The organism is Streptomyces sp. McG3 (assembly GCF_018619185.1).
In the GTDB taxonomy this organism is placed as follows: Bacteria; Actinomycetota; Actinomycetes; order Streptomycetales; family Streptomycetaceae; genus Streptomyces.
Window position 1 is genome coordinate 1 of record NZ_JAAXYC010000230.1, and the last position, 12,996, is coordinate 12,996.

Sequence of the window (12,996 nt, forward strand, 5' to 3'; positions counted from 1 at the left end):
GCCCCCGCCCCGCCCGTCCTGGCCGAGGTCGTGCGCTCCGGGTTCACGGAGGGGCACCACCGGGGATCGCTGGTCCTGCTGGCCGCCGACGGCAGCGTGGAGCGGGCGATCGGCGATCCGGCGGCGCCGGTCTTCCCCCGGTCCTCCAACAAGCCGATGCAGGCCGCCGCGATCCTGCGGGCCGGCCTCGACCTCTCGGGCGAACGGCTGGCACTGGCCGCCGCGAGCCACTCCGGGGAGCCCTTCCACCTCGACCTCGCGCGGCAGATGCTCGCCGAGCACGGGCTGAGCCCGGCCGACCTCCAGACCCCGCCGGACCTGCCGCTGGACCCGGTGGAGGCGGAGACGTACCTCGCGAGCGGGAACGTGCGCGAGCGGATCACGATGAACTGCTCCGGCAAGCACGCGGCGATGCTCGCCGTCTGCGTCCGCAACGGCTGGGACACCGCCACCTACCTCGACCCCGCTCACCCGCTCCAGCAGCTCGTCGGCCGGGTCGTCGCCGAGGCGGCGGGCGAGCCGGTCGCGGCGCTCGGCACGGACGGCTGCGGGGCGCCGCTGATGGCGGTCGGGCTGACCGGCCTGGCCCGCGCCTTCCGGTCCTTCGTGCTGGCGGAGCCCGGGAGCGCCGAGCGCCGGGTCGCGGACGCGATGCGCGCCCACCCGGAGTACGTCGCGGGCACCCGGCGTCCGGACACCTGGCTGATGCGCGAAGTGCCGGGGACGCTCTCCAAGATGGGCGCCGAGGCGGTCCAGGCGGTGGCGCTGGCCGACGGCCGGGCCCTCGCCTTCAAGATCGACGACGGCGCCACCCGGGCGCTGGGCCCGGTGCTGGCCCGTGCCCTGGAGCTGCTGGGCGTGGATGCCCCGGTGGTCGCCCGGATCGGGCGTTCGCCGTTGCTGGGCGGGGCGGCGGAGGTCGGGGAAATTCGCGCGACATTCTGAGGGATGCCTGCCTAGCGTGGAGGGATGAGCCTTGATGTCCGCAGCGTCACCGCGTCCGAGACCGCCGACTGGATGAGGGCGGTGAGCAACGGTTTCCTCACGGCGGGCACACCGAGTGAGGAGCTCGTGGCGGACCGGTTCGCCGACGCCGACCTCTCCCGCACGCAGGGAGCCTTCGAGGCCGGGCGCTGTGTGGCGACGTTCCGTTCGTTCGCCCAGGAGCTGACGGTGGTCGGCGGGGCCACCGTGACGGCCGACGCGGTCAGCGGGGTGACGGTGACGCCCACACACCGCCGGCGCGGACTGCTCAGCCGGATGATGGCGACGGACCTGGCGGCGGCCAAGGAACGCGGCGAGCCGGTCGCCTCGCTGATCGCCGCCGAGTACCCGATCTACGGGCGGTACGGCTTCGGCCCCGCCGCCTGGACCTCCGTGTGGGAGGTCTCCGTGTACCGGGCCGGCCTCGATCCGCGCCGCTCGGGGCAGCCGGCGGGCGGCGGCCGGATCGAGATGGTGGACGGCGCGGACGTCCGCAAGCTCGGCCCCGAGCTGCATGGAGCGCTGGCGGCCCGGCAGCCCGGCGTCGTGACCCGCGGCGAGCGCTGGTGGCGGCAGCGCACGGGGGCGGCGCCCAGTTCGGCCCACGAGAAGTGGACCGAACCCTTCTACGTCGTGCACCGCGACGGCGACGGCACCGTCGACGGCCTGATGGTGTACAGCGCGGACGACAAGTGGGGCGACGCCAAGCAGCCGCTGAACACCGCCTCCGTACGGGACCTGATCGCGCTGAACCCGGCGGCCGAGCGGGCCCTGTGGCACTACCTCTGCTCGATCGACTGGATCACCACGATCCGCTCGGGCTACCGCGCCCCCGACGATCTGCTTCCGCTGCTGCTGCCCGACCCGCGCGCGGCCCGGATGATCACGAACGTGGACTGGCTGTGGCTGCGGATGCTCGACGTGCCGCGTGCCCTGGAGGCCCGGACCTACGGCACCGGGGCGTCGCTCGTCCTGGAGGTCCGGGACGACGCGGGGCTGGCCGGGGGCCGCTTCCTGCTGGACGCCTCGACCGACGGCGGCCGGTGCGCCCCGACCACCAGGAGCGCCGATCTGGCCCTGGACGTGGCCGAGTTGGCGACGCTGTATCTGGGCGACGAGTCCGTGCGGCGGCTGGTGGACCTGGGCCGGGCCGAGGAGCTGAGGGCGGGTGCGGCGACGACGGCGGACGCGGTGTTCCGTACGGGCCGGCGGCCGTGGTGCCCGGACGTGTTCTGAGCCCTGCCCGCCGCCGGGACCGGGGTCCCGGTCCCGGCGGTCAGCGGGTCCGGATCCGGAACAGCGTCCCCGAGACGCCGATCGCCACGGCGAGCATCCCCGCGGCCCAGGCGAGCGCGATCCAGGGGGTGTTGCCCACCTCCTGGCCGAGCAGCAGCCCGCGCAGGGACTCGATCGCCGGGGTGATCGGCTGGTGGTCGGCGAAGCCGTGCAGCCAGTCCGGCATGTTCTCGGTCGGGACGAACGCGCTGCTCGGGTAGGGCAGGAACGACATGAAGAACGTGAAGCCGCTCGCCGCCTCCGGGGTCCGGGCCAGCAGGCCGATCGCCGCCGAGATCCAGGACAGGGCCACGATGTAGGCCACCAGTACGGCGCCCACCACGAGCCAGCCGCTCCAGGAGGCGGTGGGGCGGAAGCCGATCAGCAGCGCGACACCGAAGACCAGGGCGGTGGCGCAGAGGTTGCGGACCGTACTGGCCGCCACGTGCCCGGCCAGTACCGGCGTACCGCCCACGTCCACGGAGCGGAACCGGTCGATGATGCCGCCCTTCATGTCCTCGCTGACGGCGGTGGCGGTGGTCGCGGCGCCGAACCCCGCGGACAGGAGCAGGACGCCCGGGACGACGTACATGACGTACGAGTCGTAGCCCGTCCCGGTGTCGATCGCACCGCCGAAGAAGTAGACGAAGATCAGCATCAGCATGATCGGCAGGGCCAGGGACGTGATCAGCGCGTCGGTGTTGCGGCTGCTGATGCGCAGGGCGCGTGCGGTCATGACGACGGTGTGGGTGAGCGGTCCGGGCCCGTGGCCGGGGCCGGGGCGCCGCGCGGCCCCGCCGGTGTGCCGGGCCCGGGTTCCGCGCCGAACGGCGGTGTCAGACATGGGTGGATGCCTCCGGAGTCGTGGGCGCGTTCGAGGTCAGGTCCAGGAAGACGTCGTCGAGGGTCGCGCTGTGCAGGCTGAAGCGTTCGATCTCGTGGCCCGTCGGGTCGATCTCGTCGAGCAGGGCGCGCACCTCGGCCGCCGAGCCGTCGGTGGGGAGGCCGAGCGTCAGGGTCTCGGGGGAGTGGTGGACGGCCCGGCCGGCCAGCCGGAGGTAGGCCTCGTTGCTGGTGAGGACCAGGTCGAGACGTTGTTCGCCGACGCGGGACTTGAGGTCGGCTGCGGTGCCCTCGGCGACGATCCGGCCCCGGTTCAGCAGGGCGATCCGGTCGGCGAGGCGGTCGGCCTCCTCCAGGTACTGGGTGGTGAGCAGGATGGTCGCCCCGCTCGCGGCCAGCTCCCGGACGACCTCCCAGAGTTCCTGGCGGCTGCGCGGGTCGAGGCCGGTGGTCGGCTCGTCCAGGAAGAACACCCCGGGCTCCGGTGAGCCGACGAGCCCGGCCGCCAGGTCGAGGCGGCGGCGCATGCCTCCGGAGTAGGTCCGGACGGGGCGGCGGGCCGCCGCGGTGAGGTCGAAGCGTTCCAGCAGCTCGCCGGCCCGGCGCCGGGCGCCGGCCCGGGAGAGCCCGGTGAGCCGGGCCATCATGCGCAGGTTCTCCTCGCCTGTCTGGGTCTCGTCGACGGCGGCGAACTGGCCGGTGAGGCTGATCGACCTGCGCACCGCGCTCCGCTCGGCGACGACGTCGTACCCCGCGACGCGGGCGGAGCCGGAATCGGCCTCGGTCAGCGTCGCGAGGATCCGCACGGTGGTGGTCTTGCCGGCCCCGTTCGGCCCGAGGAGGGAGAAGACGGTGCCGCGCGCGACCTGGAGGTCGATGCCGTCGAGGACCCGGACGGCGGGTTTTCCGTAGGACTTGGTGAGGCCGTACGCCTCGATGGCGTGGGCGCCGCCGCCGCTGTCGGTGGTTCCGGTCGGACCGGTCATGGTCGGGCCTCCTTCTGCGTATGTCATACGCGTTATTGCGTAAGCATTACGCATCTCTAGGATGGGGTCAAGGCGCGCGGGGGCGCGGAGCGCGACGGCGCCTGGACGGCGGCGTGGCCGGGACGGCGGGCGAAGGGGATGCGGTGACGGAGAAGAACGGCTCGGGCGGCGGCGATCTGCCGGCCAGCCTGGAGGCGGCCTGGGGGCTGCGGGACCGCCCGGCCAAGGGGCCGAAGCCCGGCCTGAGCCTGGAGCGGATCGTGGCCGCCGCGGTGGCCGTCGCGGCGGCCGACGGGCTCGCGGCCGTGTCGATGGGCCGGGTCGCCCAGGAACTCGGCGCGTCCACGATGTCCCTGTACCGGTACGTCTCCGCCAAGGACGAGCTGTACGTCCTGATGCAGGAGGCGGCCGTCGGACCGCCGGAGCCCCTGTCCGCCCTGGAGACCGGCGCGGGCTGGCGGGCCGCGCTCACCGAATGGGCGGCCGCGCAGCGTGAGCGCTACCACGGCCACCTCTGGGCGCTCCGGATCCCCATCGGCGGCCCGCCCGCGACCCCGAACTCGATCGCGTGGTGGGAGCAGGGGCTCCAGGCGCTGCGGGACAGCGGACTGGGCGAGGGCGACAAGACCTCGGTGATCCTGCTGATCTCCAACTTCGTGCGCAGCGAGGCGCTGATGACGAGCGACCTGAAGGCCGCCGTCACCGCGCGCGGGATCACGCCCGAGGAGCTGGCGGCCTCCCACGAACGCACCCTCAAGCGGCTCGTCGACCCCGAACGGCACCCCGGGATCACCCGGCAGCTGGAGACCGGGGTCATGAGCGAGCCGGACGAGGCGGACTACGAGTTCACGTTCGGCATGGGCGTGCTGCTGGACGGGGTGGAGGCGCTGATCCGCAGGGCGGCCGGCACCCATGACGGCTCAGGCGCTCCCGGTGCCCCGGGTGCCCCGGGTGCCCTGGGCTCTCCCGGGGGCTCCGGGGGCTCCGCTGCCTCCGGTGGCGACGTCAAGTCCGCTTGAGGTCAGGGGCGTACGCTTCATGGTCATGAGCCGAGAGAGAACCGGGGGCGAGTCCGGGAGCGGTGCTGAGGTCCGGGCCCCCGGCCGGGCGCCGGAGCGTCCCCCGGCACCGGTCGGTCTGCGGGAGCGCAAGAAGCTGCTGACCTATCAGGCGGTCTCCGACGCGGCCATCGCGATGTTCCTGGAGCGCGGCTTCGACAAGGTGTCCGTGGCGGAGGTGGCGGCCGCGGCGGACATCTCCAAGCCGACGCTCTTCCGGTACTTCCCCGCCAAGGAGGACCTGGTCCTGCACCGGTTCGCCGACCACGAGGACGAGTCCGCCCGGGTGGTCGCCGAACGTCCCCCCGGCGAGGGCCCGCTGGACGCCCTGCGCCGCCACTTCCTCGACGGCCTCGACCGGCGCGACCCGGTGACCGGCCTCTGCGACGTACCGGAAGTGCTGGCGTTCCTCAGCCTGTTGTACGGAACGCCGTCCCTGGTGGCCCGCATGTACGCCTATCAGGGCCGCTCCGAGGCGGCACTCGCCCGCGCCCTCGGCGGCGGGCTGCCCGAACGCCTCGCGGCCGGGCAGATCATCGCGGTCCTGCGCATCCTGGCCCTGGAGAACTGGCGCCGGATCGACGCGGGGGAGAGCGCGGACCGGGTCCACGCGTCCGCGGTACGGGCGGCCGAGCAGGCGTTCGTCCACTTGCGGACGGGCCTGGAGCCGGACTGACTCCGGCTCCGAGCCGGGTCCGGAACCGCCGTCGCGCTGTTGGTGAGTTGAAGCGTTGAGGCGTTGAGGCGTTGAGGGGTTGAGGGGTTGAGGCGTTGAGGCGTTGAGGGGTGTGGGCCGGTTCGCGGTGGTCAGTCGGCGAGCAGGGCCGCGGTCAGTGCGCGGCGGTGGTCCGCCAGCCACGTCTGGTGCCGGTCCCACACCGCACGCCCGCTCTCCTCGTACGCCGCCGCGTACGTCGCGTCCCCCCGCTCCACCCGCAGCTCGACGAACGCCCGGCACACCGCGGTGGCCCGCTCGATCACCCGGGGCAGGGCGGCCCGGTCCGCGCGCCCGAGCCCGTAACCGCCGGCCAGGACGCGCAGACGGTGCGACGGGTCGAGGCCGGCGCGGCCCCGCATCGGCGCCCAGTAACGCGCCGCCATGGCCACGTCCCACAGCGGGCGGCCGGGCGCGGCCAGGTCGAAGTCGATGAGCGCGGCGGCGCGGCCGTCCCGGAACACCACGTTCTCCAGGCACACGTCGTTGTGGCAGACCACCGCGCCGGGAGCCGTCGCCCCCTCCGGGTCGGCCAGGTCGCCGGGCCAGTCGGCCGCCCGGCCGGACGGAACGGCCGCCGCCGCGTCGTGCATGCGCCGGAGCAGCGCCCCCACGGAACGCAGGGCCCCGTCCGTCCAGGCCCACGGCGGGTGCGGGGCGACGGCGACCTCGCCGGGGACGTAACGGAGCCGCTCGCGGCGTTCGGGGGCGGAGACCCCCAGGGGGACGGGCACGCCGTCGAACCCCTGCTCCCGGAGGGCCCGGAGGTGGGCGTGCAGGAGGGCGGCGTGCGGTGGGGCGGGGCGTTCGACGGCGTCGCCGTGACGGACGACGGCTCCGGCGTTGACCAGTCCGCCGGGCAGCACCTCCGGGTCCCGGTCCACCGGGAGCACCTCCGGGTCCCGGTCCACCGGGCTCAACGCGCCCGGGCGGCGAACCGCTCCGTCCCGTCGGCCGCCCCGTCCGCGGCCTCGGTGCTCCCCGCCGCCCGCGCGCACGGACCCAACGCCCCGCGTAGATCGGCCGGTACGCGGTAGAGGACACCGGTCATGCCGAGGGCGATGGCGGCGTCGACATTCTCCTGCCGGTCGTCCACGAACAGGCACCGGGCCGGCGGTACGCCCGCGCGCCCGGCCGCGATGCGGTAGATGGCCGGATCGGGCTTGGCCACCTGCTCCACCGCGCTGCTCACGACCGCGTCGGCCAGGTCGGACAGGCCCAACAGCGCCAGATCCGCGTCCAGTCGCAGGGTCGCGTTGGTGACGATCACCAGGGGGACGTGGGTCCTGGCCCGGCGCAGCAGCGCCACCACCTCCTCGTCGGCCCGGAACGGCGCGTCCGCGAGTGCCCGGCCCAGTGCGTGGGCCCGGTCCGCCCCCACCCGCTCCACGAGCCCGGCGGCGATGGCAGCCACCCAGGCGTCCGGGGTGATCCGGCCCAGGAGCAGCGGGAGATCGACCTCGGGCGCGTAGGCGATGTCCGTCGTGGTGCCCTCCGGCAGCCCGGCGGCCCGCTCCAGGGCGGCGAGCGGGGCGGTGTCGTAGAAGCGGACGACGTTGTCGAGATCGCAGAGCACGGCGTCGAAGGCGCGCCCCGCGGGGGACGCGGGGGCCACGGGAGGTGCTGCCGGAGTGCCGTCGTCGCCGGGGGCGGATCGCGTACGCATGCCTGTCGGTCTCCTGCGGTGGTCTGCGCCGGGGTGGTGCGGCTTCTGGGTGCGGTGCTGGTGGGGTGGGGCGTGGTCGACCATAAACGGCCGCCGGACCGTTCATGGCCGACCACTGCCGCCCTCGCGGGCGGCCCGCGGGACGTCACGCGTCACTGTGCGTCCCACACTCGGGGGCGGTCAGCCGGTCAGCGCCCGCCAGGTCACCGGGCCCGCCTCGCCGTCGGCCACCAGGCGGTTGCCGCTCTGGTAGGCGCGTACGGCGCTCGTGGTGACGGAACCGAGCCCGCCGTCGACCACCAGCCGGGCGCCGCGTCTGTTCAGCGCGGTCTGCAGGGCGCGGACGTGGAACCCGCTCGCCCCCTGCCGCAGCGTGTAGACGAGTCCGGGCCAGGTGGCCGGTCCGACCTGGCCGTCGGCCGCCAGCCCCTTGGAGCGCTGGAACCGCTTGACCGCCTCGACGGACAAGGAGCCGTAACTCCCGTCGGCTGCCAGCCCATGGCCGCGTTGGTTCATCAGGTGCTGGATCACCACGACCGTGGCGCCGCTCGCGCCCGGATCGATCCTCGACCAGCCGCCGGACAGGTCCACGCCCCGGGCGGCGAGGAAGGCGACCGGGTTCACCGTGGTGCCGAGGCGTCCCGAGTGGGTCTCGAAGTGCAGGTGGGGCCCGGTCACATTGCCGGTGGCCCCCATGTCGGCGATGCGCTGTCCGGCCGAGACCCTGGCGTTGAGCGCGACCCGGTAGGCGCTGAGGTGACCGTAGTACGTGTACTGGTCGTCGCCGTGCGCGATCACCAGGGCGTTACCGGTCCGGCCCGGCAGCCCCCCTCCCCACGACCGGCGGACGACCGTGCCCCCGGCCGCCGCGTGGACGGCGGTGCCCGTGGAGTTGCTGACGTCCTGGCCGGCGTGGGACGCGCCGCCCCGGGGGGCGCCGTAGTGGCCCCCGGCCGGGAACCGGCCCAGGGCGGGATTGGCCCACGCCCCGTTCTTCGCCGCCGCCGCCCCAGCAGCCGCTGCCGGGGAGACCCCGGCCGAGAGGTTCAGGGCGAGCGCGCCCAGCCCCAGGCCCGCCAGCAGCCGTCGACGGGACAGGCCGTGGTCCGGGCTCTCCCTGTCCGCCGGTGTCTCCGCCTGCGGGGCGGTGGTCGCACGGGATCGGCACATCATGTCTCCCTCGAAGCGGGTCGAGCACGTGGGACGGGTCGAGCACATGGGACGTCAGGGCGCGTGGGTGTCCGGGCGGGCGGCATCAGTGGGTACGAGGGTCTACCCGCATAGACGATAGGGCCGGGCGGCTGCCCGGTCAGGGGCCCACGGGCCCAGTGGGGGGCCCAACCCGCGTATGGGCGAGCCGGGTTCCGTACCGGCCCCGCCCACTGATCGGGTCCCACCGGCTCTCGCTCCCGGCCGGGACGCCGGCTCCTCGACCGGGCGGGCGGTCAGAGCGCCGCGAGGTCGGCGAGCAGCTCGGCGGCGGGCTTCGGGTGGACGAGCCAGCGCAGATGGCTGCCGGCGAGGGTCCGTACGTCGAAGGGGTTGTCGGGTGTGAGCGCGTCGGCCTCGCGGATCATGCGGTCCTGCACGGCGGGCGGAACGCTGGCGTCGGCGGCCAGGCGGACGTAGGTCCTGGGTATCCGGCCCCAGGTCGCGGCCTGTGCCCGGTCGGCGGCCGTACCGGCGTCGAGGTTCTCGTCGCACTGGAAGGTGCCGAGGAAGGTCCGGAACTCGTCATCGGTGAGATCGGCGGCGAAGGCATCCTTGAGCAGGGCGAGCGCCGTCGGGTCGGCCGTGCGGAAGTTGAATCGCAGCAGCCCGAGTTCGGCCGGATTCCCGGCGAGCACGGAGGCGAGGGCTCCCGCGTCGACGTCGGCCATCTCCGGCTGGGCGTAGTAGTCGCCCACCTCCAGCTCGACGGGGCACCAGGCGGAGACGTAGACGATCCGGTCGATCAGGTCGGGCCGGGCGTTGGCGACGGCGGTGGTCGTGATGCCGCCCCTGCTGTGGGCGACGAGGACGGTGGGGCCGTTCCGCCTGGCCCGTTCGAGGACCTCGATCACGCGGGCGGCGTTGTCCGCGAGCGTGACTCCCTTGATGCCTCCCGGCTCCGTGGCGAGGGCGTCGAGATCCTGGGGAGCCTGGTAGGACGCCGGCGACGTCGCCTCGAATCCGTGCCCCGGAAGGTCGACCGCGACCGAGCGGTGCCCGAGCAGGGCGAGTTCGGCCTGAAGCGGCGCGAACGAGAACGAGTTCGCGAAGGCCCCGTGGACAAAGATGAACGTCGGTTGAGTGTGCATGCCTCAGCCTCCAACACAACGATCTTCGGAACAAGATCCGGGGTCGGGACGCCGGGGACGCTGTCCAGGCCGCTGCTCGCTGAGCACCCCGGTCACCCGGTCACCCCGGGGAAGCAGCAGGGGTGAGCCCGTGTGCGGCGTGATCCGTAGGCCGGCAGGCGCGAAAGCGCGAGGGATCAGGCCGAGGCTTCGGTGGTGTCGGCGGACAGCCGATGCCACGCGTGGCCGCAACCGTCGGCAGAAGCGCTCCCGTCGGCCTCCGGCTCCGCGTACCCACGTACCCAGCGGCCGGGGAGGGTGGCGCAGAGCGACTCCAGGTCGGCGAACGTACTTCCCCGTACGTGCAGCCAGCTGTGGTCGCTCAGTCCGTCGAGCCGCAAGAGCTTCCCCGGCGCGGAGAACCAGCACACGGGTGACTCCGCCTTCCCCGTCCACATCGGGTACTCGGGAAACTCCACCGGCGCGAACCGACTCGGCAGCTCTCGAATCAGGCCGACGGGAAGCTCGCAGGCGTTGTAGAGCCGTCCCTCGCCGCCGAGCAGCGTCTCGCTGAGTACGAGCTCGACACAGGCCAGGGAGACCCGTTCCAGGAAGCGGACCCAGCCGTCCTGTGACTGGACGAACACCGGCGGATCGTCCTGATCGAGGTCCCGCAGCCGTACTCCCCAGAAAGCGCATGCCTGATTCTCGCTGCGGAAGACGAGCACACCACCGAACTCGTCGTGCACGAACAGCTCGGAAGGGGGCAGCAGCGGGTCCTGGTTGCCGGTGAGGTCGTGACGCGCACCGAGAAGCGAGTACGCCTCGCGCAACGCGGTCGGCAGCGTGAGTCCCAGCATTTCCTCGGCTCGCTCCACATCCTCCGCTCGCGTACCCGCGCCGTCGGCGAGCGGCTCCGCCCACGCTGCGGCGAAGTCCCGGAGGAAGGCCCAGGCTCGCGCCCTGTCGGGTATCCCGCCACGCAGAGCCTGAGCCACATCGAACTGGTCGACCATGCGGTGGACCGTACAGGCCGGCCGGTTTCGCCGGGGCTCGGCCAGGTCGTCTGCCAGAACCACTGGGACTCGCCGTATCTGCTGGGAACGGTGACCCGTCTCGCTGAAGGTGAACCACGTCGGGGCTGTGAACAGCGGTGGTTCAGATTGAGCGAGACGGAGGCGAGATCGGCGTCCCGCTCAATCTGAGTTCTGAGCGCCAGGACTTGCCTCGCGTTCGGCGGCGAACTCGTCGAGAAGCTGGAACAGGATCTTGATCCCGTGCTTCTCGTCCTCGGGCGGCAGGTCGGCGATGTTGTTCCAGCCCTCTGGGAGCGCGATATGCAGAACCTGTCCGGGCCAGGCATGGTTGCAGTCGCGGCCGCGGCGGGCGATGAGCCACTCGTGCCAGCCTGTGAGCCCCTGTCCGCCGTGGCGCATTGCGTGTTGGTCGTAGCCGGTGAGGAAGGCGGTCAGCTGATGGAACGAGGAGGCTGTGCCGACGAACATGCCGGGACGCCGGCCGACGCAGGCGAAGTACTCACGCTCGCTCATTTCCCTGATCGACGTCACTTGGATTCGCTGTCGGCGGGGTGGAGAACGGCTTCGGCGATTTCACGGACGCGCTCCACCGTGATGCCGGTCCGCTGTTCGACTGCGAGAGGGTGATCGGTCGGCTCCAGCTCGATCAAGGGACGCTGTCCGATGGGGCGGGTGTGGACGTGGGTCTTCAAGTTGATGGTGCTGGGCGTGTAAAGGAAGAGGTCGGTGGACAGCCACCCGAAGTACGGCTCCTCGGTTTCACGTCCCGGGGTGTCCCAAAGGTCCGCGGACCGGGCGAAATTGTCCCGGCTGAGGGAGATCCATGCGGCCCAGGAGAACACCTCGTCACTGCCGGTGATCGGTATCTCGATCAGACCCTTGACGAAGTAGTGCTGTGCCCGGATCACGCACTGATCCGGCGAGAGCAAGCAGTCCGTAGAGTCCGCGAAACTCGGTTCCCAGAAGCAGGGAGCCTCGGCCGAGTGGTTCATCGGCAGCTCGACGTGGTGGCTGCCGCAGCACGAGCAGGTGAATCCGGGGTTGCTGGTCATGATCCGAGCCTAGTAATCGGCTCTGATGCAGCTGACTTCAGTGTCCCTGCTCCGTCGGCCCGTGTGCCGCCGTTGGGTCTGCGACTGCCTCGATGGTGTGCGCGATCATGCGGAGTTGGTGGATGATGACCATGACGTCCAGCGGCGTGGAGTCGATCTCCATCACCTCGCCGGGCCGGGCCGCCGTCAGCTGCCCGAACATCCGCTTCGGCTGCTTGCCCAGCGAACGGCGGGTGCGGGCCGAACCGAACAGATGCTGCCCGGCCGTGACCGCCGCCAGCAGACGGTAGAACGCCGCCCTGGACGGCATCCGGACCACTCCGGCACCGTGCTCGGCAGCCAGGAGCCGTTCGACGCGGCGCCGCAACACCTGCGCGGAGACGGTCGGCTCGTCCGTCCGGCCGCCCGCGACCTTCGCGATCGCGTCGACCACCCGGGGATCGGCCCGGCTCGTGCCGGTGGCGGGCTTGCGCAGCCTGCCGTCCACCAGGCCCGCCACCCCTTCGCTCTCGAAGCGGGACCGTATCCGGCGCAGCGTGCTCAGCCCCACCGCCTCACCGCAGTCCCGCAGTTCGGCCACCTTGGCCAGCTCCCGCTGCCGCAGAGAATGCACCGTCGGGTCGTACTCAGCCCGCACCGGGCCGCTGCCATCGCCGTCCGGACGGCCGGTAAGCAGCTCGGTCAGATGCCGCCTCCACCACTTAGCCCGCTGCGCCGCTTCCTCCGGCAGCCCCTCCAGCACCCCGGCCTCCGGCAGCGGCGGGCGGCTCAGCGCGGTGCTGAGCACGGTGAAAGCCTCCGACGCCAGCAGGTGTCCCAGCAGCACGACACTGGCGGCCTGGGCGTCATCGACCAGCCGCACCGAAGTGCCGTGCAGGGCGGCAACCGTGTGCTCCCGCCCGTCGTAGCGGACCCTGTCACCCAGCGACAGCAGCCGCGGAAGCGCCGGCATCCCCGTCCACCTCCTTCGCGGCCATGGGCACCGGGCGCACCTGCGTGGCCGCCGACAGCAGACCAGCTTCCAGATCCACCGCCAGCTCCCGGCACCAGAGCAGGTGGAAGAGCACCGGCAGCACGGTGATCGGATCACCCACCGCACCC

14 protein-coding genes and 1 pseudogene are annotated in these 12,996 nt (G+C 72.8%); 4 read left to right on the top strand and 11 right to left on the bottom strand.

Going from position 1 to position 12,996, the window contains the following annotated elements:
* Positions 1–945: asparaginase (locus tag HET64_RS28280; protein ID WP_215109991.1), on the top strand; the 945-nt coding region annotated here is incomplete at its 5' end.
* 24 nt (positions 946–969) lie between these two features.
* Positions 970–2,220, top strand: a complete 1,251-nt coding sequence (locus HET64_RS28285) for a GNAT family N-acetyltransferase (RefSeq protein ID WP_215109992.1) — start codon at positions 970–972, stop codon at positions 2,218–2,220.
* Positions 2,221–2,260: 40 nt separating this feature from the next.
* On the opposite strand, the gene HET64_RS28290 is transcribed toward HET64_RS28285, so the two are convergent.
* Together HET64_RS28290 and HET64_RS28295 are read right to left on the bottom strand one after the other, a co-directional pair.
* A complete protein-coding gene (locus HET64_RS28290) occupies positions 2,261–3,103 on the bottom strand; it encodes an ABC transporter permease (RefSeq protein WP_215109993.1) in 843 nt (280 codons plus the stop codon).
* Positions 3,096–4,088, bottom strand: coding sequence for an ATP-binding cassette domain-containing protein (locus HET64_RS28295; protein ID WP_215109994.1), 993 nt, complete (start codon positions 4,086–4,088; stop codon positions 3,096–3,098). Before HET64_RS28295 ends, HET64_RS28290 begins: the two co-directional genes overlap by 8 nt.
* Before the next feature lie 143 nt (positions 4,089–4,231).
* Between HET64_RS28295 and HET64_RS28300 the strand changes: the two genes are divergently transcribed.
* Together HET64_RS28300 and HET64_RS28305 are read left to right on the top strand one after the other, a co-directional pair.
* The gene (locus HET64_RS28300; protein WP_215109995.1) at positions 4,232–5,107 is read left to right on the top strand and encodes a TetR/AcrR family transcriptional regulator C-terminal domain-containing protein; all 876 of its coding nucleotides are present in this window, start codon (positions 4,232–4,234) and stop codon (positions 5,105–5,107) included.
* Positions 5,108–5,126: 19 nt separating this feature from the next.
* Entirely contained in the window at positions 5,127–5,822 is a 696-nt protein-coding gene (locus HET64_RS28305) for a TetR family transcriptional regulator (RefSeq protein WP_215109996.1), read from the top strand.
* Positions 5,823–5,953: 131 nt separating this feature from the next.
* Here the strand turns inward: HET64_RS28305 and HET64_RS28310 are convergent, their stop codons facing one another.
* The 9 genes and pseudogenes from HET64_RS28310 to HET64_RS28350 all read right to left on the bottom strand — a co-directional run.
* Positions 5,954–6,754, bottom strand: a complete 801-nt coding sequence (locus tag HET64_RS28310) for a phosphotransferase (RefSeq protein WP_215110002.1) — start codon at positions 6,752–6,754, stop codon at positions 5,954–5,956.
* Positions 6,755–6,777: 23 nt separating this feature from the next.
* Positions 6,778–7,527, bottom strand: a complete 750-nt coding sequence (locus tag HET64_RS28315; protein WP_251145987.1) for an HAD-IA family hydrolase — start codon at positions 7,525–7,527, stop codon at positions 6,778–6,780.
* 180 nt (positions 7,528–7,707) lie between these two features.
* Positions 7,708–8,697 carry a peptidoglycan-binding protein gene (locus HET64_RS28320; protein ID WP_374105581.1) on the bottom strand — a complete coding sequence of 330 codons (990 nt, stop codon included), beginning with the start codon at positions 8,695–8,697 and terminating at the stop codon, positions 7,708–7,710.
* Between the two features lie 275 nt (positions 8,698–8,972).
* Positions 8,973–9,827 (bottom strand): alpha/beta fold hydrolase, encoded by an 855-nt coding sequence (locus HET64_RS28325; protein WP_215109998.1) that lies wholly within the window; start codon positions 9,825–9,827, stop codon positions 8,973–8,975.
* Positions 9,828–10,003: 176 nt separating this feature from the next.
* Positions 10,004–10,822, bottom strand: coding sequence for an SMI1/KNR4 family protein (locus tag HET64_RS28330; RefSeq protein WP_251145988.1), 819 nt, complete (start codon positions 10,820–10,822; stop codon positions 10,004–10,006).
* Between the two features lie 180 nt (positions 10,823–11,002).
* Positions 11,003–11,356, bottom strand: a complete 354-nt coding sequence (locus tag HET64_RS28335) for a hypothetical protein (RefSeq protein ID WP_251145989.1) — start codon at positions 11,354–11,356, stop codon at positions 11,003–11,005.
* A 14-nt stretch (positions 11,357–11,370) separates the two neighbouring features.
* Positions 11,371–11,895 carry a DUF2199 domain-containing protein gene (locus tag HET64_RS28340; protein WP_215110000.1) on the bottom strand — a complete coding sequence of 175 codons (525 nt, stop codon included), beginning with the start codon at positions 11,893–11,895 and terminating at the stop codon, positions 11,371–11,373.
* Between the two features lie 37 nt (positions 11,896–11,932).
* Entirely contained in the window at positions 11,933–12,847 is a 915-nt protein-coding gene (locus HET64_RS28345) for a hypothetical protein (protein WP_251145990.1), read from the bottom strand.
* Positions 12,813–12,996, bottom strand: a pseudogene (locus tag HET64_RS28350) (hypothetical protein); the annotation flags it as partial. The pseudogene HET64_RS28350 and the gene HET64_RS28345, both read right to left, overlap by 35 nt.

Excerpts from the sequence above, each read along its gene's own strand:
- HET64_RS28345 (WP_251145990.1), bottom strand. The coding sequence starts at position 12,847 with ATGCCGGCGCTTCCGCGGCTGCTGTCGCTGGGTGACAGGGTCCGCTAC.
- HET64_RS28320 (WP_374105581.1), bottom strand. The coding sequence starts at position 8,697 with ATGTGCCGATCCCGTGCGACCACCGCCCCGCAGGCGGAGACACCGGCG.
- HET64_RS28305 (WP_215109996.1), top strand. The coding sequence starts at position 5,127 with ATGGTCATGAGCCGAGAGAGAACCGGGGGCGAGTCCGGGAGCGGTGCT.
- HET64_RS28330 (WP_251145988.1), bottom strand. The coding sequence starts at position 10,822 with ATGGTCGACCAGTTCGATGTGGCTCAGGCTCTGCGTGGCGGGATACCC.
- HET64_RS28335 (WP_251145989.1), bottom strand. The coding sequence starts at position 11,356 with ATGAGCGAGCGTGAGTACTTCGCCTGCGTCGGCCGGCGTCCCGGCATG.
- HET64_RS28340 (WP_215110000.1), bottom strand. The coding sequence starts at position 11,895 with ATGACCAGCAACCCCGGATTCACCTGCTCGTGCTGCGGCAGCCACCAC.
- HET64_RS28315 (WP_251145987.1), bottom strand. The coding sequence starts at position 7,527 with ATGCGTACGCGATCCGCCCCCGGCGACGACGGCACTCCGGCAGCACCT.
- HET64_RS28290 (WP_215109993.1), bottom strand. The coding sequence starts at position 3,103 with ATGTCTGACACCGCCGTTCGGCGCGGAACCCGGGCCCGGCACACCGGC.
- HET64_RS28325 (WP_215109998.1), bottom strand. The coding sequence starts at position 9,827 with ATGCACACTCAACCGACGTTCATCTTTGTCCACGGGGCCTTCGCGAAC.
- HET64_RS28285 (WP_215109992.1), top strand. The coding sequence starts at position 970 with ATGAGCCTTGATGTCCGCAGCGTCACCGCGTCCGAGACCGCCGACTGG.
- HET64_RS28295 (WP_215109994.1), bottom strand. The coding sequence starts at position 4,088 with ATGACCGGTCCGACCGGAACCACCGACAGCGGCGGCGGCGCCCACGCC.